The 24,795-nt window shown below is 47.2% G+C and carries 21 protein-coding genes; 10 read left to right on the forward strand and 11 right to left on the reverse strand.

All coding sequences use genetic code 11. The features are described from left to right. Positions 1 to 383: 383 nt before the first annotated feature. From malT to sstT, 8 genes are all read left to right on the forward strand, one after another. Positions 384 to 3,092 carry an HTH-type transcriptional regulator MalT gene (gene malT / locus BCT11_RS11510; protein ID WP_038868966.1) on the forward strand — a complete coding sequence of 903 codons (2,709 nt, stop codon included), beginning with the start codon at positions 384 to 386 and terminating at the stop codon, positions 3,090 to 3,092. A 697-nt stretch (positions 3,093 to 3,789) separates the two neighbouring features. Beyond that, a complete protein-coding gene (locus BCT11_RS11515) occupies positions 3,790 to 4,707 on the forward strand; it encodes a DUF368 domain-containing protein (protein WP_042604777.1) in 918 nt (305 codons plus the stop codon). 446 nt (positions 4,708 to 5,153) lie between these two features. Next, a complete protein-coding gene (locus BCT11_RS11520; RefSeq protein ID WP_005437869.1) occupies positions 5,154 to 5,579 on the forward strand; it encodes a hypothetical protein in 426 nt (141 codons plus the stop codon). Between the two features lie 9 nt (positions 5,580 to 5,588). Next, positions 5,589 to 6,200 (forward strand): SCO family protein, encoded by a 612-nt coding sequence (locus BCT11_RS11525; protein ID WP_045405864.1) that lies wholly within the window; start codon positions 5,589 to 5,591, stop codon positions 6,198 to 6,200. Then, a complete protein-coding gene (locus BCT11_RS11530; RefSeq protein WP_042604779.1) occupies positions 6,190 to 6,657 on the forward strand; it encodes a copper chaperone PCu(A)C in 468 nt (155 codons plus the stop codon). The genes BCT11_RS11525 and BCT11_RS11530 overlap by 11 nt, the downstream gene beginning before the upstream one ends. A 178-nt stretch (positions 6,658 to 6,835) precedes the next feature. Further along, positions 6,836 to 7,138: a glucose PTS transporter subunit EIIB gene (locus BCT11_RS11535; RefSeq protein ID WP_042604780.1), complete on the forward strand. Its 303-nt coding sequence runs from the start codon at positions 6,836 to 6,838 to the stop codon at positions 7,136 to 7,138. Positions 7,139 to 7,392: 254 nt separating this feature from the next. Next, entirely contained in the window at positions 7,393 to 8,469 is a 1,077-nt protein-coding gene (gene rsgA, locus BCT11_RS11540; RefSeq protein ID WP_102388369.1) for a ribosome small subunit-dependent GTPase A, read from the forward strand. Between the two features lie 358 nt (positions 8,470 to 8,827). After that, positions 8,828 to 10,045, forward strand: coding sequence for a serine/threonine transporter SstT (gene sstT, locus BCT11_RS11545; RefSeq protein WP_038868957.1), 1,218 nt, complete (start codon positions 8,828 to 8,830; stop codon positions 10,043 to 10,045). Positions 10,046 to 10,139: 94 nt separating this feature from the next. Here the strand turns inward: sstT and iolG are convergent, their stop codons facing one another. The 9 genes from iolG to iolE form a co-directional block, all read right to left on the reverse strand. Beyond that, on the reverse strand, positions 10,140 to 11,126 hold the full coding sequence (gene iolG / locus BCT11_RS11550; RefSeq protein WP_042600545.1) for an inositol 2-dehydrogenase: 987 nt from the start codon (positions 11,124 to 11,126) through the stop codon (positions 10,140 to 10,142). 21 nt (positions 11,127 to 11,147) lie between these two features. Further along, the gene (locus tag BCT11_RS11555) at positions 11,148 to 11,975 is read right to left on the reverse strand and encodes a sugar phosphate isomerase/epimerase family protein (protein ID WP_102388370.1); all 828 of its coding nucleotides are present in this window, start codon (positions 11,973 to 11,975) and stop codon (positions 11,148 to 11,150) included. Between the two features lie 185 nt (positions 11,976 to 12,160). After that, positions 12,161 to 12,994, reverse strand: a complete 834-nt coding sequence (locus tag BCT11_RS11560; protein ID WP_005437844.1) for a MurR/RpiR family transcriptional regulator — start codon at positions 12,992 to 12,994, stop codon at positions 12,161 to 12,163. 72 nt (positions 12,995 to 13,066) lie between these two features. After that, a complete protein-coding gene (locus BCT11_RS11565; protein ID WP_005437843.1) occupies positions 13,067 to 13,894 on the reverse strand; it encodes a class II fructose-bisphosphate aldolase in 828 nt (275 codons plus the stop codon). 10 nt (positions 13,895 to 13,904) lie between these two features. Then, the gene (locus tag BCT11_RS11570; RefSeq protein ID WP_102388371.1) at positions 13,905 to 14,774 is read right to left on the reverse strand and encodes a 5-deoxy-glucuronate isomerase; all 870 of its coding nucleotides are present in this window, start codon (positions 14,772 to 14,774) and stop codon (positions 13,905 to 13,907) included. Positions 14,775 to 14,954: 180 nt separating this feature from the next. Beyond that, positions 14,955 to 15,941 carry a 5-dehydro-2-deoxygluconokinase gene (gene iolC / locus BCT11_RS11575; RefSeq protein ID WP_102388372.1) on the reverse strand — a complete coding sequence of 329 codons (987 nt, stop codon included), beginning with the start codon at positions 15,939 to 15,941 and terminating at the stop codon, positions 14,955 to 14,957. 12 nt (positions 15,942 to 15,953) lie between these two features. Then, positions 15,954 to 17,129, reverse strand: a complete 1,176-nt coding sequence (locus BCT11_RS11580; protein WP_038881300.1) for a Gfo/Idh/MocA family oxidoreductase — start codon at positions 17,127 to 17,129, stop codon at positions 15,954 to 15,956. Between the two features lie 98 nt (positions 17,130 to 17,227). Continuing rightward, a complete protein-coding gene (gene iolD, locus BCT11_RS11585; protein WP_005437835.1) occupies positions 17,228 to 19,099 on the reverse strand; it encodes a 3D-(3,5/4)-trihydroxycyclohexane-1,2-dione acylhydrolase (decyclizing) in 1,872 nt (623 codons plus the stop codon). A gap of 93 nt (positions 19,100 to 19,192) precedes the next feature. Beyond that, positions 19,193 to 20,086, reverse strand: a complete 894-nt coding sequence (gene iolE / locus BCT11_RS11590) for a myo-inosose-2 dehydratase (RefSeq protein WP_042600558.1) — start codon at positions 20,084 to 20,086, stop codon at positions 19,193 to 19,195. A gap of 537 nt (positions 20,087 to 20,623) precedes the next feature. Between iolE and BCT11_RS11595 the strand changes: the two genes are divergently transcribed. Then, positions 20,624 to 22,066, forward strand: coding sequence for a sugar porter family MFS transporter (locus BCT11_RS11595; RefSeq protein ID WP_038881291.1), 1,443 nt, complete (start codon positions 20,624 to 20,626; stop codon positions 22,064 to 22,066). 70 nt (positions 22,067 to 22,136) lie between these two features. After that, positions 22,137 to 23,027 (forward strand): LysR family transcriptional regulator, encoded by an 891-nt coding sequence (locus tag BCT11_RS11600; RefSeq protein WP_042604789.1) that lies wholly within the window; start codon positions 22,137 to 22,139, stop codon positions 23,025 to 23,027. A gap of 12 nt (positions 23,028 to 23,039) precedes the next feature. Here the strand turns inward: BCT11_RS11600 and BCT11_RS11605 are convergent, their stop codons facing one another. Then, complete coding sequence (locus BCT11_RS11605) at positions 23,040 to 23,789, reverse strand: sulfite exporter TauE/SafE family protein (protein ID WP_042604790.1); 750 nt, start codon at positions 23,787 to 23,789, stop codon at positions 23,040 to 23,042. A gap of 31 nt (positions 23,790 to 23,820) precedes the next feature. Further along, positions 23,821 to 24,708, reverse strand: coding sequence for a TIM barrel protein (locus BCT11_RS11610; protein ID WP_042604791.1), 888 nt, complete (start codon positions 24,706 to 24,708; stop codon positions 23,821 to 23,823). Positions 24,709 to 24,795: the final 87 nt, after the last annotated feature.

Consider the following 24,795-nt stretch of genomic DNA (forward strand, 5'->3'; position numbering starts at 1 on the left):
ATCACAACCAATCTTGAGAAAGATTAAAATTTGTTCATGACGGTTTTTATGCCCCCTTCCCACTCCAATGTAAAAAGTGTCTAATCGATCACATTACGTCTTTTAACATCGATAATTTTTTCGTAATAGATGTGCAACTCAAACTACATGAAATCAATACTAGCGACGTTTAAGTGACCAAAATCACAAATACAGGGCGTAGTTGACGGCATTTTCATCAACTCTCGAGAATTAGGAAGTGGATCAAAGTAAGAGGCATTTCTGATGTCGTACCATCCCAAACGACTCACAAGCCTGTACACTTTTCATACAAACTAAAATTTTTAGTGGTGTGGGTCAGTTTTCTAGTTTCGCTAGCTCAAAAAACAAGGACAGAATCAATAATGTGGATTCCATCTAAACTTACTCGTCCGGGTCGTTTGCATAATGCTATCGTCCGTCCACGAGTATTGGACTTACTACAACAAGCGCCTTACTACAAATTAGTACTATTCCGCTCGCCTGCTGGTTACGGGAAAACCACCATGGCGGCTCAGTGGCTGTCAGATAAACCCAATGTCGGTTGGTATAGCATTGACGATAGCGATAACGATGGCTTTCGTTTCGTAAACTATCTACTGCAAGCCTTAAATAAAGCCACCAACTACAACTGCTCTAATGCTCAAAAACTGGCGGAGAAACGTCAGTTCTCTTCGTTGCGCTCTCTATTCAGCGAAGTTTTCGCCGAAATGGCGGATTTTCAGCATGAGTGCTATGTCGTTTTAGACGATTACCATTTGATCACCAACGACGAAATTCATGAGTCAATGCGCTTCTTCTTAAAGCACATGCCAGACAACCTAACCGTGGTTGTGACAAGCCGTGCGGCACCACCTTTAGGTACGGCTAACTTACGCGTACGCGATTTAATGATCGAAATTGGCAACGAAATGTTGGCATTCGATACAGAGGAAACCACACGTTTCTTCAACCAACGTATTGCCGATGGCATTGATGAAGACATGGCAAACAATCTACGTACCTATGTGGAAGGTTGGCCATCCGCGTTGCAATTGATCGCGCTGCAAGCACAACATCAAAACCGCACACTGGCACAAACCGTCGAATCGGTTTCTCAGTTTAATCATGCGCACCTATGGGATTACCTTGTCGAGGAAGTGTTTGATTTGCTTGATCATGAAACACGCCACTTCTTAATGCAAGTGTCGGTGCTGGACCATTTCAATGATGAGTTAGTTTTCGCACTCACACAGCGTGAAGACGCGCTAGGTATGATTGAATCTCTGAACCGTTATGGCCTGTTCATCTATCCGTTGGAAGGTGAGCAAAACTGGTTCCGCTTCCACAATTTATTTGGCGAATTCCTTTCTCATGAACGTCTTGCTCGAATTCCACAACAAGAAAAAGACCTACATCGTAATGCCGCCGTTGCTTGGTTGAACCAGAAAGCACCGCATCAAGCCATTCATCATGCGCAGAAATCTCATGATACCGACTTAATCGTCGAAATCTTAAATGAATTTGGTTGGAAGATGTTTAACCAAGGTGAGTTAACCACCTTAGAATCGGCGATCAACAAACTGGACAAAGAGTTACTCTTCAGCCATCCAAAACTGTCGATGCTAAGAGCATGGTTGGCACAAAGCCAACACCGTTACAATCAAGTGGGCGAGTTGCTGGCAGAAGCCGAAGAAGAACACACTAAGCGAAATATCGAGTTGGACTCTGGCTACCAAGGCCAAGCTCACGCCTTGCTCGCTCAAGTTGCGATCAACAGCAACCAACCAGAGCGTGCATTGGAACTAGCCGAACTTGCATTGAGTCAACTTGACCCTACCGTGTACCGCAGTCGCATCGTGGCGACATCGGTCGTCGGTGAAGTTAACCACGTATTGGGTAAGCTCGATCGTGCGTTGCCAATGATGCAGCAAACCGAAAAGCTGGCTCGCCAGTATCAGGTTTACCACCAAGCGTTGTGGGCAATCCTGCAGCAAAGCGAAATTATGATTGCGCAAGGTTACGTTCAAGCAGCATTTGAACTGCAAGACTCAGGCTTCCGTCTGATCGAAGACCAGCAGTTACAACACGTACCCCTTCATGAATTCTTGCTGCGTATTCGCGCTCAAGTATTGTGGTGTTGGAACCGTCTGGATGAAGCGGAAGAGTGTGCGTACAAAGGTCTGCAAATTCTGGAAAATCACTCACCAAGCAAACACTTACATAGCTACTCAATGCTGGCACGTATTGCAATTGGCCGTGGTGAACTCGATAAAGCAGGAAAATTCATTGAGCACATCCAACACTTGATGAAACAGTCTACTTACCACGTAGATTGGACTGCGAACGCATCACTTTCTCTGATCTTGTTCTGGCAAGCGCGCGGTAACACAGAAGCGATTCAAGAATGGTTGAATACTGCCGTTCGCCCTGAATCCGCATGTAATCACTTCCAACAACTGCAATGGCGTAACATTGCTCGCGCTCATATCAACCTAGGCCAATATGATGAAGCACGTGAGGCACTGAACTTTTTGCAAAGCGAAGCTAGTCGTACGAATTTGGTGACGGATACAAACCGCAACTTGGTTGTAGAGGCTATCTTGGCAGCACGCCAAAAAGACGAAGACCAAGCGAAAGCGCTATTGAAAGAAGCCCTAGTTATGACGAACCAAACTGGCATGGTAGGTAACTTCCTTACTGATGGAGCCACCATTGGTGGTCTGTTAGAGAAGCTAAGTCTTCGTCACGAACTCGGTGACCTAGAACGTCATCGTGCTCAGCAATTGATGAAAGACATTTCATCAAACCAACGCAGTCGTTCTATCCACTTCGATGAAGACTTTATTGAGAAATTGGTGAATCACCCGAACGTACCGGAACTGGTTCGTACAAGTCCACTGACTCAACGCGAATGGCAAGTTCTTGGTCTAATCTACTCAGGCTTTAGCAACGAACAAATCGCGCAAGAGTTGGATGTCGCAGGCACAACGATTAAGACTCACATTCGTAACTTGTACCAAAAGCTCAACATTGCTAACCGTAAGGAAGCCATCGTAACAGCGGAAAATCTGTTGCAGTTGATGGGTTACTGATCGGACTGAATAAATTAGTGCTAGATACTAGGGTTGGCGTTATGCGTCAGCCCTTTTTATTGCTCATTAATCGTTGAAAAGTGCAAATTGCAAAGCACGTAGGAAACGTTGTACATATATACCCGAGTCATTCTCGCAGAATCAAGCATCTCAAGGTTATTTGGGTATACTACAGACAAAAAAATAGCCAACCGCAATTAAGGCGATTGGCTTATGTATGATGTGAACAATGTGTATTCACTAACAACGTCAGTTGGCTAGGTGACCCTCGGCTTAAGAAGGGTCGAAAAGAATTATGCATTAATCATGCCAATTTGAAAAGCTTTATTTTTGGGCACAAGATCTCATATCAGATCAGACCAGAACGGATAAATTTGCAATATGCAAAACCAAAACGCAAAACGCAGTTGCAATACGCAACTATACTTCATAAATGATAAATAAATCATCAAATGGCCAGATTCACGATATTTATTGTTTAGTTAGGATGATTTAGACAGTGTTGCGCCTTTTATATTTCCCCTCTTCACATTGCTAAATCTCGCTTATCGTTCTGTTTTATTTGTTCAAACTCGCGATAGAGTTTGTGTTTCTCCGATAAGCCATCATTTCGAACTCTTCCGAAACACTATTTCATACTTTTTTGACATCAATGTTTGTATACTCACTGCCATCAACATGACTTAGTACTTGAGAAATGAACTATCTAATCACCTACTTTAAAGGAATGGCCATGGGTGCAGCTGATGTTGTCCCTGGCGTATCAGGCGGCACCATTGCATTCATTACGGGCATTTACGACACGCTGCTAGAAAGCATTCGACGTATTAACCCATCACTTTTCTCGATTTGGAAAAAAGATGGCTTCAAAGCCGTATTTAACCATATTAACGGCTTCTTCCTGATTTCATTGTTTGCGGGCATTTTCACTAGTATCGCAACACTGGCAAAACTGATCAGTTGGCTACTAGAAACCCACCCAATTCCAATCTGGTCTTTCTTCTTCGGCCTGATTTTGGTGTCGGTCTACCACATCATTCGCCAAGTAGAGAAACGCGATGCGATTCGCTTTGTTGCCCTCTTGATTGGTATTGGCTTTGCCTACAGCATCACGGTACTAAAACCACTTCACATGGAGCCAACTGCAATCAACACCATTCTTGCAGGTGCGATTGCGATTTGTGCAATGATCCTACCGGGCATCTCAGGCAGCTTTATTTTGCTGTTGATCGGCATGTACGCTCCTGTACTAGGCGCAGTGAAAGGGTTCCAAGTTGATATTCTTGCATTGTTCCTTGTTGGCTGTGTGGTCGGTCTATTGTCTTTCTCTCACCTGTTATCTTGGTTACTGCGCAAATTCCGCGATTTAACGTTGATGTTCCTAACAGGCTTGATGATCGGCACGCTACCGAAGATCTGGCCTTGGAAAGAGACACTAACATGGCGTACGAACTCAAAAGGCGAGCAAGTGCCATTGCTAGAGCAAAACCTGTCACCGTTTGAGTTTGAGCACATCACGTCTCAACCATCACAACTGGTGTTAGCCGTGATCATGATGCTAGCTGCCATTGTACTGGTACTTGGTTTAGAAAAGTTTGCGGATTCAAACAAGTAATCAGAATCACTATTCCATCATCTAAGAAGCGGAGCCATTGGCTCCGTTTTTTTATTTACGCTTTACAAACGATAAGTTTCAAATAGATAGGAATATACCCAAGTGACTTCAAGATGCAGGATTCAGAGCGTTGTCATTGATTCGAGGTCAAGGAAAACAACACAGCGTAATAGCCAGCTATTTCCATGTTGTTTGACGCAGCAATCGGGTCAATGACACGCTCCCAAAGGGCGAGTTGCTTTGGCTTGTATACTTTGTTGTCGATTCTTGATTTAGCCCCACCAAACCTTTAAATCGCCGCCGCGTCTACAAACCAAATCATTCTCGCTGAACCAGCATCTCGAGGTTACTTGGGTATAGTGCACAATTTGTTGAAGTTACGAGTTTTCCTACATCCCATCTGTGCTAGGATGCAGACAATGTTAAGTGATAAATACTGAATCTTAATGAAAGTGTTACAAATCGCAGGGATAGCCGTTGCACTGGTTGCTGGCTTTTACGCGCCTACCCTGATCAAAAACTTCTCTTCAGCGCCCGAGCCTAAGTCGCTCGATGAATACTGTTTCCTCTCTACTGAACCTTGCATCCAACATGATGTTGCGATGACGCTTAGCGTCGATACTGCTCAACCTCTGATCCCCGCTCAACTCGAAGTCGAATGGCAAGACAGCGAAGCCGATCAGCTTGTATTAAGTTTGGTTGGTCGAGAAATGGAAATGGGCGAGCCAAAATTCATGCTGAAGAAAGTGGCGCCGGGTAAATTCGTGGGCGACGTGACATTGCCCGTTTGTACACAAGATTCGATGACGTGGGTTGGTGAGCTTTCCGACGGTAAAGACACCATCTACCCAGCCCTCAAAATGCAAAGATAAGGAATTGATATGAGCCGTAATTGGTCTCTTTTTCTCGTGGTTGCTTTTGTCCTCGGCTTTGGTACCAAAACGTATCTAGATGGACAAAAAGACGTAGAGAAAAAACAACAAGTCGCAACCGAACAAAGTGTGTTGTTCGGCGAAGGCGATAAACCTGTCGATATCTTCGATACCAGCGATGATCGCATTCGCATTGTTTACTTTGGCTTTACGCGTTGCCCAGACGTGTGTCCGACCTCATTAGCCATGCTAGCAGGCGCACTCAATCAAATCGACGATGCGCAAAAAGCACAGTTGCGCCCGATGTTTATCTCGCTTGATCCAGAGCGCGACGAAGCCGATGCATCCGCCAAATACGCGCACTACTTCCACCCTATGATTGAAGGCCTGTCAGCACCGTTGGATGTCACTACCCCACTTGCTCACAAGTACGGTGTTATCTTCCGTAAAACGGAACTCGAAGGTTCTGAGCTGAAATACACTCTCGACCACAGCTCATATTTCTATTTCTTGAAGCCCGACGGCACACTCATTACCAAAGTGCCTCATACCCTAACGCCTGCACCAATTGTCGAGGCGATTTCAAAATTGACAGCAGAAGGAAAAACCAATGAAAGCTAAACAAGCCATCAAGAGTCTGGCACTTACCGCCCTTCTTCTGAGCCCATTTGCTCAAGCAAACTTAAACGTGATGCCTCATGAACCATACGCGCGAGCGATGGCGCCAGGCGCAACGACAAGCGCGGTCTTCGTGACATTCGCTAACCGAAGCCAAGAAGACATCAATATCGTTGCAGCAGAAACACCAGCAGCAGGCAAAGTTGAGCTGCACGATGTGATTAAAGAAGGTGATGTGATGAAGATGCGTCAAGTAGATCACATCACACTAACAGCAAAAGAAACCACCGAGCTAAAACCGGGCAGCCTGCATATCATGCTGTTCGACCTTAAACAGCCGCTTAATGAAGGCGACGAAATCGAAGTCACCGTGACTTACGACAATGGTCAAAAGCAAAGCTTTACCGCACCGGTTAAAAAAGTCATGGCTGGAATGAAAAAGCACGAGCATCAGCATTAATTGTTGCTCGGCAAATCAGCTCAAAGCTCCTCCAACGTGAGGAGCTTTTTTATTCCTCTCCCTTTTCTCTGAGCAGTATTCACCAAGCTATCAATGCATGATTTTGTGTCCTAAATCAGAGCGAAGCAGCCGCAGCTGAGATATAAACAAGGCTTTGCTGCCAAACGAGTTTCTCGCCATGTTAAAAGCCCTTTCTCGCGTCTTCAAAATGCTGACGCAAGTGAATCCAAATCTGGAACAAGATGTCGACACCGTGATACAAGCCATTGGCGGTTTGGATAACTTGGTCGAAACGGGCGCTTGCGCGACAAGGCTACGCCTAACGTTAAAAAGCACCGCTATCGTGAACCAAAAAGCATTAAAAGAACATGGAGCGCATGGTGTGGTGATCATTGATGAGCGACATATCCAAATCATCTACGGCGTAAAAGCCAATACTTATTCACAAGAGATGGAAGAACGTCGAATAAAACACATATAAAACGCAGAGGAGTTGTAAGAATCGAATCACAGCCGCTATACTCCGGCCGTTAACTCACCAACTAAGAGGAAACATGATGATTGTAATGAATAACACTAACTGGGCAGTGAAAGGGTAAACGTCCAACTTTTTTCTCGTGGCTAAACCACAACTCCCCCCTTCCTTGCCCGGTTTCACCGGGGTCAGCTCTATGCGAATTAGACCCTAATGCGATTTGTATTAAGGCGCTTTGTTGCGTCTGGGATAATTCAACAATGAATAAAACACATTCTTTTTGTGAAACACTACTAACTCAACCTAACCCATTAAAGCTATTAGGTTGGAAACCGTTTTTTCAACAACAACTGACGTTAGACGATTACGAGAACACGCTTTTCGCGCGAGTGATTGCTCACCATCGTAGTGGTTACGTTGTGGTTAGCGAACAAGGTGAAACTCACTTACCTATCCATACCTCGTTACCCAGCATGACCGTTGGTGACTGGGTGATACTCAACCACCAACAGCAGTTTTCTCGTTTACTTGAACGCCGCAGCTTATTCAGTCGTAAAGCCGCAGGCAGCAAGGTTGCCGAGCAGCTTATCGCCGCAAATGTGGATACCGTATTTATCGTTTGTTCAGTCAACCACGACTTTAACCTCAGCCGCATTGAGCGTTATTTAACTTTGGTCAATGAAGCCGATGTTGAGCCCGTGATTGTGCTGACCAAAGCCGATTTATGTGACGATGTCGATGAACTAAAAACTCAGGTGCAAAGGCTCGATCCATTGCTAATGGTCGAAAGCGTAAATGGCCTAGATGAATCGAGCGTAAGCAAGTTAATGAGTTGGTGCGGCGAAGGGCAAACCGTTGCTTTTATTGGCTCATCTGGTGTGGGTAAATCCACTTTAGTGAACACGCTACTAGGCGAACAAGAACAAGAAACGGGTGGTATCCGTGAAGACGACAGCAAAGGTCGACACACTACCACTTCTCGCTCTATTCACTTGTTACCTTCTGGCGGCATCTTAATGGACACGCCAGGAATGCGTGAGATCCAATTGACCGATTGCGAAACTGGCGTGAGTGAGACCTTCTCTGATATCGAAGCATTAGCAGAGCAATGCCGATTTGGTGATTGTCAGCATCAAACAGAGCCAGGCTGCGCCGTTCAAGCTGCGATTGAAGATGGCACGTTGGAGATGCGCCGCTTTACTAACTACCAGAAGTTACTGCGCGAACAAGCCCATAACGGCGCGACACTTGCTAAGAAGCGAGCGCAAAGCAAGCAATTTGGAAAGATGGTACGTAATGTCGTCGGAGAAAAGCGAAAACGCCAACAAGGTTACTAAGTTGTAGTATTTAGGTAATCAATAGAACAAAGGAGGCTAACGCCTCCTTTTTTAATAACTTAATGAAAAACCATCATTCATATTTGGCGACACAAATCAACACAAAAGACCAATAATGGCAACATCAAGCAAACATTTAAACTAAGAACAAACTAAAACTAGACACAAAATATTACCAAGCTAAGATATGTGATATTCAGCAAGAATATGGCTGAATTTATAAAAACAGGATAATTGATAATCAGGACGTCTTAGCAACGCAATTCCAACCTTCAGCCCTTGTTTTACGAGGAACATTACGCCGTGTAATGACTGAATTTTGCGCGCTTGCTCAGACATCACATTGCAGGAATGATGTATGCAACACAACAGTCTCGTTGCCCGATATGCTCGCGGTAACCTCGTTCTCCAAATCCTCGTCGGTATCGTCTTTGGTATCTTACTAGCAACAATTTCTCCAAGCCATGCTCAAAGTGTTGGCATGATTGGTAGCCTTTTTGTTGGCGCACTAAAAGCCATTGCACCGATCTTGGTGTTCATTTTGGTCGCAGCGTCTATCGCGAACCAAAAGAAAAACCAACACACTTACATGCGCCCAATCGTGGTTCTTTACCTAGCGGGTACCTTCTTTGCAGCACTAACCGCGGTATTACTAAGTTTCCTTTTCCCGACCAATTTAACGCTAGTAACCGGTGCTGAAGGTGCAACGCCACCACAAGGTATCGCAGAAGTTCTACAAACCTTGTTGTTCAAACTGGTTGATAACCCAGTAAACGCATTAGTAGAAGCTAACTACATTGGTATTCTTGCTTGGGGTGTTGGTCTTGGTCTTGCACTTCACCACGCATCAGCAACGACGAAAGCGGTATTCGAAGATCTAAGCCACAGTGTTTCTCACATTGTTCGCTTCATCATTCGTCTTGCGCCATTCGGTATCTTTGGTCTAGTTGCATCAACGTTTGCAACAACAGGGTTTGGCGCACTAGCGAGCTACGCACATCTGCTAGCGGTACTGCTAGGTTCGATGATGATCATTGCGTTAGTGGTTAACCCAGCGATCGTATACTTCAAAACAAAAGAAAACCCATACCCATTAGTGTTCCAATGTCTACGTGAAAGTGGCGTAACAGCATTCTTCACACGCTCAAGTGCTGCGAACATTCCAGTGAACATGAACCTATGTAAGAAGCTAGACCTAGACGAAGATACGTACTCTGTATCTATCCCGCTGGGCGCGACCATCAACATGGCAGGTGCAGCAATCACCATCACAACGCTAACGCTAGCAGCAGTACACACTATGGGCATCGAAGTTGATCTCATGACAGCAGTACTTCTAAGTATTGTTGCCGCAGTATCAGCGTGTGGCGCATCTGGTGTTGCTGGTGGTTCTCTACTACTGATTCCACTGGCATGTGGTCTGTTTGGTATTTCAAACGACGTAGCAATGCAGGTTGTAGCAGTTGGTTTCATCATTGGTGTAATTCAAGATTCTGCTGAAACAGCGCTAAACAGCTCAACAGACGTTATCTTCACTGCCGCTGTTTGCAAATCAGAACAGCAAAAAACTCAGTAAGACTTAAGCATCAGTAAGATTTACGCATCTTTGGTGTAGGAAATAGAAAGGGGAGCCAATGCGGCTCCCCTTTTTGTTTCCTGTTAAGGGTGACTTACAAACGAACCGTCTTCCCTGTTTGCATCGACTCTAACGCAGCATCCGCTAGCGTCAGAGCAATCTCGCCATCTATGCCAGAGCAGCATGGCGCTTCGCCTTTCAGTACTTCAACAAAGTGTTGCCATTCCGCCACGTAAGCACGCTCATAACGCTCTAAGAAGAAGTACTTCGGTGTTGCGCCTGTTTGCCCTGTTTCTGTACTGCGGCTGACTAGATTTTCAGTTAGATTCGCCACTTGCAGCATACCTTTCTCGCCATGCACTTCGAGACGTTGATCGTACCCGTAACCAGAGCGACGGCTGTTATGAATCGTCGCCATCGCGCCAGAAGGGAATGTAAGCGTCACCACACTGGTATCGATATCTCCCGCTTCACCGATGGCAGGATCTACCTTGCAACTGCCATGTGCAGTAACCGCGATTGGATCTTCCCCTAAGATAAACCGCGCCATGTCGAGATCGTGAATCGTCATATCACGGAACATGCCACCCGAGGACTTGCTGTATTGCGCTGGCGGTGGCGCAGGATCGCGAGAGGTGATAATTACGCTTGCTGGTTCGCCAATTTGACCGTCATCCAACGCTTTCTTAAGACTCAGGAAATGCGGATCAAAGCGGCGATTGAAGCCTAATAAGAAAGGCACTTGATGCTGATTTACTACGCCCAAGCAATCACGTACTCGCCCCAAATCAAGGTCGATTGGCTTCTCACAAAAGATGGCTTTACCTGCTTTTGCTGCTCGCTCAATCAAATCCGCATGAGTGTCGGTTGAAGAGCAAATGCACACCGCATGAACGTCGTCATCCGCCATCGCCTCTTCTACGGTTTGGCGTTTTGTCTGCGGATACTGCGCACAAAACTGATCCGCATAGACTTCATAAGGTTCGATAAGCGAATAAATCGTGGTTTCTGGTGAACGTTCGATATTGACCGCATGGACTTGACCAATTCGACCCGCTCCAAATAAAGCAATATTAAACATAGTAATTCCCTTCTGTGTCGCTTAATCGAATTGACGCTTCATGCCCGCCAACATATCTGTGGCTATGTCGTAGTAATCCCCTTCCCACAGTTGGTCATTGAGGAATTCACCAGAATAGAAGCCGTCGTAACCTGTTTGGCGAATCGCATCGACCCATTCTTTTAATGGCACCTCACCTTGCCCTAACAAGTAACCGCGTAGAGCGCGCTCATCGGGCCAAGCCTCGCCCGGAGCAGGACGCTTACCGTCAGACAAGTGCACGTTGTAAATCAGCTCGGCATCGATATTTGCCACTTGCTCCAACGTTGCCCCGCGACATGCCCATAAGTGCCATGTATCCAGAACAAAACCAAAGTTGTCGCGGCCGACGGCGTCGTACAGGCGGAAGTAATCTTCCAACTTGGCGATTGGAGTCCAAGCCGCGCCTTCATATTGGAAACGGATGCCATAGCTCTTACCAATGTCGACAATCTGGCGAATGTTCTGTGCCGTGAGTTCGATGTTTTGCTCTTTGGTTAAGCCATTTAATGCCTCAAAAGCATTGAGCTGGATGGTAGGTGCACCCACGGCTTGCGCAAAACGGCACAGCGTCTCTGAATCTTGGAACAGTTGGCGTTGGCTGGCTTTATCTGTCACTTCAACCGCGCCAATGATATCGATCGCCGTTGGGACAATGCCAAACTCATCCATGCGCTGTTTAAGCTGCTCAGCGGTGAAGCCAGCCTGAATGTAACGCCAGAGTTTTTCGGTGTGGATTTCGAGCCCTTGATAGCCAGTTTCTTTGGCGAGTCGGACATCAGATAGGATATTGCTGTGCAGAGAGCACATGCCATGTAGAGCAAAACGCATCAGATTTACCTCTTCTCATTGCCCTGTACATTGCAGGACATAAGCCGAATTCAGCTCGAGCAAACCCGCAGCACAACCGCTAAGTTGCACCTAATCAGTGGACAAAGGTATGGAAAAATCTGCGCGCTTTACTGCTTATTCGCTCGCAGGATCGCGTCCCTATTCGAGATTACTGAGCGATGAAATTACTTCACTTCTCGACAAATCAGACTCACCGCAATCGCCTGCGCCAAATACATGGAGCTGCTGAGCGAACGGAAGCCCATCAATTCGCCTTCTTGCACTTCAAAACAGACATCCATTTTGCTGCCATGAGGCGTCATTTGGTTATCAGTAATGCAGACAATCGGCACGTTCTTTTTGCAAGCATCATCAATCAGTTGGCTGGTTTCTTCCGCGTATGGATTGAAGGTGATAGCAAACAGAACGTCTTTATCGTTCATTCGTCGAGTTAACGGGGACAACATGCCACCGTGATCATCCAAGAGCACGACACTCTTGTCAGATTTCATGAGGGCGTACCAAAGATAGAAAGCCACTGGATAAGCACGGCGAGTACCTTGAATGTAGATGGTTTCAGCACCATCCATCAAAGCCACTGCACGTTCCAGCTTTTGAGGAGAGACCGACATTTGAAGCTGTTCTAGTGCTTCAATGTTTGCGTGTCCGAAATCTTGGAAGATGGCTTGAGGCGAGTCATGCGGGACGTCCTCCATCTCACGAGCTTTACGAACGCGCTCTTTGTAATCTCTCGGGCGATTCAAATACTGATCGCGAAACAGTACTTGCATAGAAGTGAAGCCATCAAAGCCCATCGCATTAGAGAATCGACTCAAAGTCGACAGGGGGACGTTGGCTTGCTTGGCAATGGTCGCCATGGTTTCTACCGCCACCAGCATCGGCTGGTCGGTGACGAAATCCGCGACTTGCTGCAAACGCCCGCTCAAACTGTCGTAACGCTTTGCGATTAACTCTTTTAGTGTGTCTAAATCTGCAGGTGCTTTCACTTCAACATCCATAGTTATACTGCTCTCCTATCAATGAACGCTTGGAGATAGAGGCCCCTTATAGTAACAAAAGGGGCCGCTATTTTAAGATAATAATTCAAAGTTTCGTACCGCTTCTTCTTTCACATAAGGCATCGCCTTTTGCATGAAGTAAATACGGTCAAACTTTTGTGGTTCCTGATTCATGTAATCGCGAAGATTATGACCCAGAGCCTGACGCAAACAGGTGCCAATATTGAACTTAGACACGCGACTTTGCTTGAGCTTGAGCATGTCTTCATCGCGGATACCACTCGAACCATGAATCACCAACGGCACAGCCACAGCATTTGCGATACGGTCTAAGCGACCAAAATCGATAGTACAAGTTGGCTCGGTTAAGCGGTGAACGTTGCCGACAGAAATTGCGACACAATCAACGCCACTTTCTTCTGCAAAGCGCGCCGCGTCTTCCGGTTCTGTGTAGATAGATTTTATGTGGTCGCGACCTTCTTCATAAGGCACCGAACCAATTTCACCCTCTACCGATGCTCCTAACGCATGCGCCACTTCCACGACTTTCTTGGTGCGAGCAATGTTCTCGTCCAACGTCAGTTGCGAGCCATCAAACATCACGGAACTAAACCCAGCTTTAAGCGCACGAAAGACGATGTCTTCTTCGTAAGTGTGGTCAAGGTGCAGCACCACAGGCACCGTGCTCTTGTGCGCCAGATTTAGGAACATTGCCGCAGCGGTTTCAACACCATAAAAATCCACCACGTCTTTGTTACAGGCCAGAATTACCGGTTTGTTCACTTGCTCTGCCGCTTCAACAACAGCACGTGCATCTTCAAAGCCGAACACATTAAAGCAAGGGACAGCATAGTTAGATGCCGCAGCCTCCGGCAATAGGTCATTCAAATTTACCAACATGATGATTCCCCTACTTAAATTTCGCGATCATGTCTTTGATGCCAGGGATCGTCTCCACTTGGTATTCGTGGTGCGGATCAAAATGCTGAATCAAAGATTTCTCAGTTTTGCCAACGATGATGGTGAAGTAATACATTTCATAACCCGGCGCCGCCACACTTGGGTGATAACCTTTGTCGATGGCAATCACAGAGCCAGTGCGCACATGGTAAACCGGGCCAAAGTCGTCTTCATGCTCGTATAGGAACTGCGCACCAAAGCCGAAATCTGGGTTAAAGCGGAATTGGTACACTTCTTCATAAAGGGTTTCTTTGCTGCCATCAGACTTAACACGATCTTCATCGTGCTTGTGTGGTGGAAAGCCAGACCAACCACCTGCACCAACGGTGAATAGCTCACTCACTAATAAACGACCACGTTTGTCTGCGTTGGATTGACCCAGCACGTGTTTGATCTTGCGGTGTGTTTTGGTGTCATCTGAACCGTATTGCACCATATCCACGTTCTCTTCACGAACACAGAAAGGCTCTAATGACGCTTCAAACTTACCACCTGCAATCATGACGTCAGCCTTGTCGCTCACACATTGAATGGTCGCACGGTAGCCAAGTGGTACGTAAACCGCTTCTGGGTTGCCGTCCCAAACTGATTTACGCTTACCAATGTTGTCGAACGTTTCGCTCTCGCTATCTTTCGTCACGGTGATGCTGCAAGTACCGCCCGCCAACACGATGACAGACTCATACCCTTCGATAACATGGTCAAAAGCTTCGTTCTGATTCAAGAACACTTGGTTGAAGTAACATAGCGGTGTTACTTCGTCGTTCGCACCAATAATTGGTTCATTCTTGTTATCAAATGGTGGAATGTGTTTTCCCATTTTTCTTTTCTCCTCACAGTTCGTTTGATAACGAGACTGTCCTATCCTTCTGAAAGTGGCTTAACAAAAAAGCCGGGCCACGATGGTGTGTACGCGCACTGTTTGGTTACCCTCAAGTGACATACCGGCCCGGGAGACCAAACGCGCAGCAATGTGGTGCCCGAAAGCACCAAACCGTGCTTAACTTCGCGTCTCAATAAAATCGAATAGTTGCTCCTTAGTTGGCATGGCCTCTGTGCAGCTGTGACCGCTGACATTAATCGCCGCTGCTGCCGTGCCGTTGCGTACGCCCTCTTCTAACGAACCGCCCGTAACTAGCGTCCAAATCAGACCGCCCGCAAACGAATCACCAGAGCCAAATGGTTTATTGGCTTCCACTCGGAAAATGCCTTGCTCGAATTTGTGACCGTTACGGTCGTACACTTTCGAACCATGCTCACCGGCTTTCACCACCACCACTTGAGTGTTCTCCGTTAGGAATCGAGCCGCCGTTTGATCATCATCGGTGTTACCCGGAGCAATGACGGTTTCCATCATGTCGAACTCTTCACGGTTACCGATCACGATGTCTGAAAGACCTGCGGCAATGCCGTAGTAAATCGAAGCATCGGTATCTGTGCGCCAAGAGTAAGGACGGTAATCGACATCCAGCACCACTAAGGTATTGCTGCGGCGAGCGTGCTGCATCGCAATCAAAGTGGCTTCACGGCTTGGGCTTTCCGACAATGCCGTTCCCGTGACCACCAAGACTTTTGAGCTAGCGATGTAAGCGGGATCAATCTCTTCTGGTTTGATGGTCAAATCCGATGCGTTGTTACGATAGATAAGCACGGTGCAATCTTTTGGCTTCATCTCCGTGAATGCCACCGAGGTGCGCGAGCCAGAATCATCGGTTCTCATGCCGTCAAGGTTGATGCCTTGATCCGTCATGTAACCTTTGACGTAACCACCGAATGCATCGTCAGCCACGCAGCCAATAAAGCCGACCTTACCGCCTAACTTGGCAATGCCCACCGCAATGTTTGCTGCTGAGCCACCAACGAATTTGTTGAAGCCGGAAATGTCCGCCATGTCGGTTTTAGCTTCGCGAGCGTAGAGATCTACGCCCGCACGTCCTAAAACGATGGCATCCAATGGTCGATTTGTTTCAAGGGCAATGTTTGTCATCGTCTGTTCCTATTATTTGTATTCAACCCAAGCGGCGTTCTGGTCTGCCGATTCCACACACTTCTCGCATAGGCGTACGCCTTCGATGCCAGCGTCGATACCCGGGAACCAAATTTCAGATAGCGCTTGCTGGTCATCACGGTCAGCCGCATCGAATGCCAACGCAAAACGGTGGTATAGGTTCGCCCATGATTCGAAGTAACCTTCGGCATGACCACCACCAACACGGTTGGAAGCCACACCCGGAGCATCTTGGTATAGGTAGCCCATGCCACGTTCAAGAATGCGTGGTGCTTCGCCTTGGACTTCAAAACGAAGTTGGTTTGGTTGCTCATCCCACCATTCGATGGACGCTTTCGAACCGACGATGCGGATTTTTTGTTGGTGCATCGAACCTGCATTCACTGCCGATGCCCAAAGCGTACCGACCGCACCATCTTTGAATTGCATCATGATGTGAGCGTTATCTTCGAGCGGAGCACGTGACTGGATAAAGCTTTGACGCATGCAAGACAGACGGTCGATTTCAAGACCTGTCATCACTTCACACAAGTAGAAAGCGTGCGTACCCACATCGCCTAGAACATAAGTTGGACCTGAGACTTCTGGGCTGACGCGCCATTTCAAACCTGGATCGTTTTTCTCGTATTCTTCGTTGTGGAAGCCGTGAGCAAACTGCATGTTCACCACACGAATCTCACCAAGGTCACCACGCTTCACCATTTCACGTGCTTGCTGAACCATTGGGAAACCGCTGTAACCGTACATCACGCCAATCACGCGATTGCGCTCTGCTGCGATCTGTTTGAGTTCTTCTGCTTCTTCCGTCGTGAAGGTGATTGGTTTTTCACACACGACGTGCAAGTTGGCTTCCAGTGCTGCTTTACAAATTTCGTAGTGAGTTGAGTTTGGCGTTGCGACTGAAACAGCTTGGATGCCATCTTCGCGTTGCGCTTCCTTCTCAAACATTTCTTTGTAATTTGCGTAGCAGCGGTCGCCATCTAGACCTAAGTTCTCACCGAAATCACGGCAACGATCCGCATCCAAATCGAATGCACCAGCGACCAATTTGAACAAACCATCACGCTGCGCCGCATTACGGTGCGAGTAACCGATCTGACTGCCACGACCACCGCCGACCATTGCCCAACGGATTGGTTGCTCAAAATGACGTTCTTCATTAAACATGTTTGACTCCTTGATAGGCTCTTGCTCAAGAGCCTATAAATCGAATTGTTGAAATCTGTTTTAAAGCTGGATGTTTTGATACATAAATCGGTTTGGGCTTAAACGCCGGCGCGTTGCGCTGCTCTGCCTTCTTCCCATGCCGCCACTTTCTCAGCGGTGTCGTCATTGCGTGTCACTTGAGGAAGTCCCACTTCCCACCAGCAATCACACTTAGACCAAGCCATTGGCGATACTGGATCGATGTCGACCACAATCACGTAAGTACGGTCGGCTTCTTTAGCGCGTTGGAATGCGTCATCAAACTGGTCGATTGACGTCAACTTCTCGCTGATTGCGCCTTGCGCTTCGGCATGCTTAGCAAAGTCCACTCGAGCCACCTCGCCATCAGGACGGCGACAGTCTTCCAGAAGGTTATTGAACGACTCGTTACCCGTATTGTTTTGCAGCTTGTTGATCACCGCGAAACCGCCGTTATCGCATACCACGACAATCATCTTGTGACCCGTCAGAACTGACGAGTAGATGTCTGAGTTTTGAATCAGATAAGAGCCGTCGCCGACGAGCACAACCACATCGTTATCTGGGTTCGCGACTTTCGCGCCCCAGCCACCTGCGATTTCATAACCCATGCAAGAGAAGCCGAATTCGATGTCGAACTTACCAATTTGGTAGTTCTGCCAGTTCATCGCGAGCTCTGCTGGTAAGCCACCCGCTGCCGTAAGTACGGTGTCGCCCGGCTGCATAGATTTGTTGAGCTTGCCAATCACTTCTGCATAAGAAGACGTACCGTCGAGTAGGTCGCCTGGTTGAGGATGAGTACGACGATGCACCACGGCTTTCCATTCATCCGCTTGCGCTTTCGCCGTTGCCGCCCATTCGTCACTGCTACGGAAATCGCCCAGTAGGTTAGACAGCTCAACTAAGCCACGTTTTGCGTCTGCTTTAACTGGAATAGCGCGATGTTTAATGGCATCAAAACGTGCGGTATTGATGGTAACCAGCTTCATATCTGGGTTCTTGAACACCGACCAAGAGCCTGTTGTGAAGTCTTGTAAGCGAGTCCCCACCGCCAACACCACATCCGCATGTGCTGCCATGTAGTTTGCAGAGTCTGAACCTGTCACGCCGATTGGACCTGCGTTCAGAGGATTGTCTTGCAACATCGTGGCGCGACCAGCAATGGTCTCAACCACAGGGATGTTGTGTTTTTTCGCAAAAGCAGCCAACTCGTCCGTTGCTAGTGAGTAATGCACGCCACCACCAGAGATAACCAAAGGCTGTTTCGCGCTAAGCAGCGCCGCTTTTGCATCTTCTAGATCCGCCACTTCTGGCTCTGGACGACGAATGCGGTGTACTTTTTCTTGGAAGAAGACTTCAGGGAAATCGTAAGCCACGCCCTGAATATCTTGCGGTAAGCCGATAAACGCTGGACCACAGGTTTCTGGGTCAAGCATGGTGTCAATTGCCTGAGGCAATGAGTGCATCAATTGCGTTGGCGAGATAATGCGATCCCAGTAACGTGTTAGCGGTTTGAACGCATCGTTACAAGTGATAGAAGGATCGTAGAAATTCTCTGGCTGTTGAAGCACAGGATCTGGCAGACGGCTAACGTAAGCATCACCAGAAATCAAAAGCACTGGTAAACGGTTAGTGTGTGCGATACCTGCTGCGGTAACCATATTGGTTGCACCCGGACCAATTGAACTGGTCGCGATGCCGATGCGACGACGTAAGTTCGCTTTGGCATACGCGATTGCCGCTGTTGCCATCGACTGCTCATTTTGACCACGCCAAGTCGGAATTTTGTCTTCGATGTTTTTTAGCTGTTGGCCAAAACACGTCACGTTACCGTGACCAAAGATGGCAAACGCCGCACCAAACAGCTGTTCTTTTTTACCATCAATTTCAATCATTTGTGCGGCTAGGTATTGAGCTAGCGCTTCTGCAACAGTTAGGCGTACAGTTTTCATTGTCTTCCCCGGTGGTATCAATCATTTTTGTAGCCACGTTGTCTCCGCGGCTTGATACAGGGGAGACGAATCTCCCCTTCCTTGCTTGTGCTCTTATAGGCCGTATTTCTTCGCGTAGCCTGTGATGTTCTCGTAAGCAGTTTTCGCGTACGTCAATGGGTGCGCTTTCGCTGGGTCTTGCTCTGCTTCAACCAGCAACCAGCCTTGGTAGTTGCGCTCTTTTAGTGCTGCGAATACGTCGTCGTAATCCACGTCACCTGTACCAGGAACAGTGAATACGCCATCAAGTACTGCGTTTAAGAATGATTTGTCTGCATCACGCGCGGCTTTCATTACTTCTAGGCGAAGGTCTTTAAAGTGCATGTGACCAATACGGTGACCCCAACGTTTGATCATGGTCACTGGGTTACCACCACCGTAAGTGATGTGACCCGTATCTAGAGTCAGGTAAACCGCTTCGCCGGTGAATTCCATCATCATGTTGATGTCATCTTCCGTTTCACAGATGGTGCCGACGTGATGGTGGAAAGACAGCTTGATGTCGTGCTCGTTTAGAAGATATTCCGCAACTTGAGTGAGTTTCGCGCAGTAGGTTTTCCACTCATCCATAGTAAGGATCACGCGTTGAGAAAGTGGCGTGTTGATGTCACCGTGAACCGTGTTGCTCACTTCACCGAACACCATTGCTTTACAGCCAGCAGCCTTAAGCAATTTGATGTGCTCTTGCATCGCTGCGATTTCTTCTTCCGCAGTCAGCTTCATTAGGTTGCCGCTGTACCAGCCAGAAGCGAGCACTAGGCCATGTTTTTCTAGTAGAGGGATTAGAACTTCTGGCTCACGTGGGTACTTAGTACCTAGCTCTGTACCAGTGAAACCAGCTTCTGCCATTTCACTTAGACACGTTTCCAATGGGATATCGCCGCCTAATTCAGGCATATCATCGTTGGTCCAAGTCAGTGGGCTAATTCCATATTGCACGTTGCTCATTTTTATTCTCCGACAATGTTTGCGTTATTTAATAAATGTCGTGAAGTAAAAGCGTGTTTTTATCGATGCTTTTCTTTCACCAATTTCGTTTCACTGGAAATTACATTAGCGAAAAAAAGACAAATTGAAAAATATTTTTCAATCAAAGTAATCGATGTCATCAAATTGTTAAATCATGAAAAAAGCTAATAGCCACGTGCCTTTCAAGCGAGTATGATCTGGATCTCGTTTATAATTTATCATTTAAAATCATAAAGTTAAATAAAGCACATCAAATGAAAAATGTTTTTCATTATTTGATTTGGATAACACTTTAGGATAAAAAACGAACAGACACCTAGTCGAATAACAAAAGAGTAAATATGATTAAACCAACCGACAAATGAAAAATAATTTTCATATATCTAATAAACACAACAAGTCGGCAATATAGATATCCAATACTCGTACCCTACAAAGCGGAGTATTGGCCGCTACCCAACTGGCTCTTATTCGATGGTTAAGGGAAGGATTGGGGATCTAATAAAGGAAAAAACAATGGAAGCTACATCCAAGGCCGAAGCTCGAAAGCACAACCTCGCCTACATCATTAGGATTTGTTGTATCGCTGCACTCGGAGGCATCTTATTAGGTTACGACACTGCTGTTATCTCTGGGGCAATTGGACCAATCCGTGAATATTTCGGATTGTCAGCAGCACAAACCGGTTGGGCCGTATCCAGCGTTGTACTAGGAAGTATTATTGGCGCAGTAAGCGCAGGTTGGGCAGCCCTTAAATACGGTCGACGCAACACACTCTTTATCGCCGCTATCCTCTTTATCATTTCAGCCATCGGTTCTGCCCTCGCACAAACCTTCTCGTTCTATGTCATGCTCCGTATCGTAGGCGGTGTCGCGGTAGGTCTGGCTTGTGTGGTATCACCAATGTACATGTCGGAAGTCGCGCCAAAAGACTTCCGTGGGCGTGCGGTGAGCATGTTCCAGCAATCCGCGGTTATCGGTCAGACTGGCGTGTTCTACGTTAACTATTTAATTGCAAAAGGCATGTCCGAGGCTTGGCTCGTCGATCTCGGTTGGCGTTGGATGCTCGGGTCAGAAGTGATTCCAGCCGCGCTTTTCGCCATGTTGCTGTTCCTCATTCCAGAGTCACCACGTTGGCTGGTACTAAAAGGCAAAGTCGCCGAAGCAAAAGATACTCTCTCTCGAATTTCTAACCCGAAACACGCGGACCGCTTGATCAAAGAGATCCAAGAGTCGTTAGTAGAAAGTCATGGTGCGAAGAAGAACAAGGTCAGCCTGCGTTCGCCATTATTGTTCGCAATCTTGGTTATCGGTACGTTTGTCGCGGCAGCTCAGCAGCTAACCGGTATCAACGTGATCATGTACTACACTCCGGAGATCTTAAAACCAATCACAGGCTCTACTGAAAACGCGCTATTCCAAACCACGTTCGTGGGTATCGTATTTATTGGTGGTAACGCTTTGGGTATGTACCTGATCGATAAAGTCGGCCGCTTGCCACTGATGAAGTACGGCACCTTTGGCTGTGCGTTCGGTATGTTCATCGTTGGCTACGTGCTTTACCAGCAAACGGAAGGTTACGCGGCGCTATTCGCACTTTGTCTGTACGTGGTGTCTTACGCGACCTCTTGGGGCTGCGCATGTTGGACTATGATTTCAGAAATCTTCCCGAACAGTATCCGCTCTCGTGCCATGGCTATCGCGGTCGGTGCACAATGGTTTACTGGCTTTATCGTGACGCAGTCATTCCCAATGCTCAATGAAAACGCCTACCTACAAGAGAACTTCAACGGTGCCTTTGCCTTCTGGTTATTCGGTGTGTTGTCGCTCATTTGTATGTTCGTGGTCGTCAAGTATGTGCCTGAAACCAAAGGCGTCAGCTTGGAGAAAATGGAAGAAGCGATGGCGAAAAAACTGGGTAAAAAAGTATCTGGAACTGCGACTGAAGCACGTGCATAAGATAACTTAATGTTTTACAAAGGGAACAGGTGTTAGCACTTGTTCCCTTTTGCTTTTGGAGGCAAACCTCATGCTCGATAAAATGGCGTTCTTTGTGTATGTGATCCGCTCTGGGTCTATCTCCTCCGCAGCGCGTAAATTCAATATTTCGGTCTCCGCCGGAAGCCGTTGGCTGCAAGAGTTGGAACAACACTTCGGCACTACCCTATGCCGCCGCTCGAACCGATTATTGGAAGCCACTCAAGCAGGCCAAACCTTATATGAAGAGTTCTCTCCTCTTGTTGACAGCGCCGAGCGTATCAGCCGCAAATTAGAAGACTTCCAAGACAGCGAAAAAGGTCATATCAATATTGCGTGCACGCCCGTGTATGCCAATCACTACCTGATGGACAAAATCGCCGAGTATTCTAAGCTCAACCCAAAGGTGACCTTTAACATCAACGTCACTCCTTGGGCATTGGATCATGCCAGTACTTGTGACCTGATGATCAGCGCTAACGCTAGCTTCCAAGGCTACCGTGAAAAAGATTTATTACTGGTGAAACGCGAGCTGATGCAGTGCCCGTTTATCGTCGTGGCTTCGCCGCAATATCTAGAAAAGCATGGCTTGCCTAGGCATCCAGAAGCACTACGAGACCACGCTTGCTTGATTGCAACCACACTGACAGGCAGCAATGATTGGATCTTCCGCCAAGGAATGGAAAACATGGTGCTGAAAGTGCCAAAAACAATTGAAGTGAATGACAGTGACCTGTTGCTCAGTGGCACCTTAAAGGGGGCAGGCGTCGCTTACTTACCGCAATTTGTCACAACAGAAGCAGTAGATAAAGGCGAGTTAGTACCGCTATTGGAAGAGTATGAGACCAGTATTTGGAGTTTGAATCTGTACTACCATTCCCCAAAAACCGCCTCTCCCGTAGCGATAAAGTTCAAAGAGTTCTTATTGGAAAAGCCTTGTTAGGGCGGATTGGATTTAAAACAATAAAGTGCTGACGCCATCGAAAGTCAGCTTGGCGCCTGAAAGAAACAAGAACAAGTAACAGAGCTGATAGATTCTTTCCTGACTTACGCGATGCAGAAGATACACGCCCATCTTAACGCCAACAGGCGCGAGTGGAATCAACACTAGCGCAGTCATCAAGTTGGTCGAATCAAACTCACCAAGCCAAATGTAAGGCACGAGTTTCGCTACATTCACTATGCCGAATAATACCGCCATAGTCGCTATCAGGGTGATTTTAGGCAGTTTCAATGGCAGTAAATAAATACTCGCTGGACCGCCACCAGCATGAATTGCAGTACTGGAAAAGCCGCTCAGAGTACTCCAAATCCAAGCACCTAATTTCCCTGATTGAGAGGGTGAGTCACCACTTAGCCAATACTGAAAACAGAACAGCAAAGACAGCATGCCAACGGTGATCTTCAACCCCGACTCTGGGGTGATACTCAGAAATAAGCCCGCTAATACCACGCCAAGCAAAGCCCCAGGCAGCATGGTTTTAAGCACTCGAACATCGGCATTTCGATAATGATGACGCACCGCAAAGGCATCCATCACCAACAGAATGGGCAATAAAATCGCTGCGGCTTGTGTTGGCGGCACCACCAGCGCCATCATAGGAACAGCCAAAATGCCCAGCGCCCCACCGAGCCCACCTTTACCAATGCCATAGATTAACACCGCAGGAATCGCCAAAAGATAGAACCAAGGATCGCTGAGCATCATCGTCACCTTTTTAGAATCGAATATCGAACTACGCCACAATCTGAGCGAGATAATTGCGACTGCGTTTTAAATCACGCGAAACCTGACTCACGTCTGCCGTACCGTGTTCATGCTCGACCACTATCCAACCTTGATAGTCGACTGCTTTAAGTGCACTCATCACTTGTTGCAACTTTATATCGCCATCCCCTAGTGGCGTAATCAGCCCTTTACTGTACGCATCGACCCACTCCAACTTATCGCGGATAGCTAACCTCAATTTGTCCGTCGAGACATCTTTGACATGAATGTGCTCGATGCGCGTTCCGTACTGACGGATAAGCCCCAGCGGATCCATCCCATCTAAAAATGCATGCCCGATATCAATGCAAAGTCCGAGCTTGTTCGCTGGGATCTGGCTCATGACAAAATCGATCTCGTCTTTATAACTGATGTAACCGCCGATGCCCGGATGAAGCAAACAGCGCAAACCATATTGGCTAGCCACGCTAATGATGCGTTCGAGGTTGGCAATCATGGTTCGTTTACTTTCCATTTTCAAACGCGGTGCAGTGACGCTTTGTCCTATATAGCCATAACGCTCTGCATGAATGCCTTCCATCATCAGCAAGTTCTTTACACCTAATGAATCTAAACGCTGACAAACGGTGTCGACTTCTTCCAAAATGGCAGGCATGTTTGCAGAATCGCAAAATGGCACTTGTACCTTGCCTGCACACACCTGCAATCCACGTACGCGAAACGCACTTTTCAGCAGTTCAGGATCTTCTGGGAAAAAGCCATCTGGCCCCAACTCGATACCACGAAAGCCACTGTCACTCGCATCCATTAATACCTTTCCCCAGCTTGGGTTGGTCGCATGAGATGCCTCTTCCACTCCCCAGCAGCATGGGGCGCAAGCAATACGATCAAGCATGTGTTTTTCTCCTAAGTTGATTTCCTTTCACCTTAAGATTGGTGGGGGTAAAAGTTCGTGATTTGCGCCTCGTTTGTACTTTGCATT

The organism is Vibrio sp. 10N.222.52.B12 (genome assembly GCF_002875385.1).
Classification (GTDB): domain Bacteria; phylum Pseudomonadota; class Gammaproteobacteria; order Enterobacterales; family Vibrionaceae; genus Vibrio; species Vibrio jasicida.

Coding starts and splice junctions, on each gene's coding strand:
- BCT11_RS11600 (WP_042604789.1), top strand. CDS start 22,137: ATGCTCGATAAAATGGCGTTCTTTGTGTATGTGATCCGCTCTGGGTCT.
- iolG (WP_042600545.1), bottom strand. CDS start 11,126: ATGTTTAATATTGCTTTATTTGGAGCGGGTCGAATTGGTCAAGTCCAT.
- BCT11_RS11605 (WP_042604790.1), bottom strand. CDS start 23,789: ATGCTCAGCGATCCTTGGTTCTATCTTTTGGCGATTCCTGCGGTGTTA.
- iolC (WP_102388372.1), bottom strand. CDS start 15,941: ATGACAAACATTGCCCTTGAAACAAATCGACCATTGGATGCCATCGTT.
- rsgA (WP_102388369.1), top strand. CDS start 7,393: ATGAATAAAACACATTCTTTTTGTGAAACACTACTAACTCAACCTAAC.
- BCT11_RS11555 (WP_102388370.1), bottom strand. CDS start 11,975: ATGCGTTTTGCTCTACATGGCATGTGCTCTCTGCACAGCAATATCCTA.
- BCT11_RS11535 (WP_042604780.1), top strand. CDS start 6,836: ATGTTAAAAGCCCTTTCTCGCGTCTTCAAAATGCTGACGCAAGTGAAT.
- BCT11_RS11565 (WP_005437843.1), bottom strand. CDS start 13,894: ATGTTGGTAAATTTGAATGACCTATTGCCGGAGGCTGCGGCATCTAAC.
- iolE (WP_042600558.1), bottom strand. CDS start 20,086: ATGAGCAACGTGCAATATGGAATTAGCCCACTGACTTGGACCAACGAT.
- BCT11_RS11515 (WP_042604777.1), top strand. CDS start 3,790: ATGAACTATCTAATCACCTACTTTAAAGGAATGGCCATGGGTGCAGCT.
- BCT11_RS11610 (WP_042604791.1), bottom strand. CDS start 24,708: ATGCTTGATCGTATTGCTTGCGCCCCATGCTGCTGGGGAGTGGAAGAG.
- malT (WP_038868966.1), top strand. CDS start 384: ATGTGGATTCCATCTAAACTTACTCGTCCGGGTCGTTTGCATAATGCT.
- BCT11_RS11530 (WP_042604779.1), top strand. CDS start 6,190: ATGAAAGCTAAACAAGCCATCAAGAGTCTGGCACTTACCGCCCTTCTT.
- sstT (WP_038868957.1), top strand. CDS start 8,828: ATGCAACACAACAGTCTCGTTGCCCGATATGCTCGCGGTAACCTCGTT.
- BCT11_RS11520 (WP_005437869.1), top strand. CDS start 5,154: ATGAAAGTGTTACAAATCGCAGGGATAGCCGTTGCACTGGTTGCTGGC.
- iolD (WP_005437835.1), bottom strand. CDS start 19,099: ATGAAAACTGTACGCCTAACTGTTGCAGAAGCGCTAGCTCAATACCTA.
- BCT11_RS11560 (WP_005437844.1), bottom strand. CDS start 12,994: ATGGATGTTGAAGTGAAAGCACCTGCAGATTTAGACACACTAAAAGAG.
- BCT11_RS11570 (WP_102388371.1), bottom strand. CDS start 14,774: ATGGGAAAACACATTCCACCATTTGATAACAAGAATGAACCAATTATT.
- BCT11_RS11525 (WP_045405864.1), top strand. CDS start 5,589: ATGAGCCGTAATTGGTCTCTTTTTCTCGTGGTTGCTTTTGTCCTCGGC.
- BCT11_RS11580 (WP_038881300.1), bottom strand. CDS start 17,129: ATGTTTAATGAAGAACGTCATTTTGAGCAACCAATCCGTTGGGCAATG.
- BCT11_RS11595 (WP_038881291.1), top strand. CDS start 20,624: ATGGAAGCTACATCCAAGGCCGAAGCTCGAAAGCACAACCTCGCCTAC.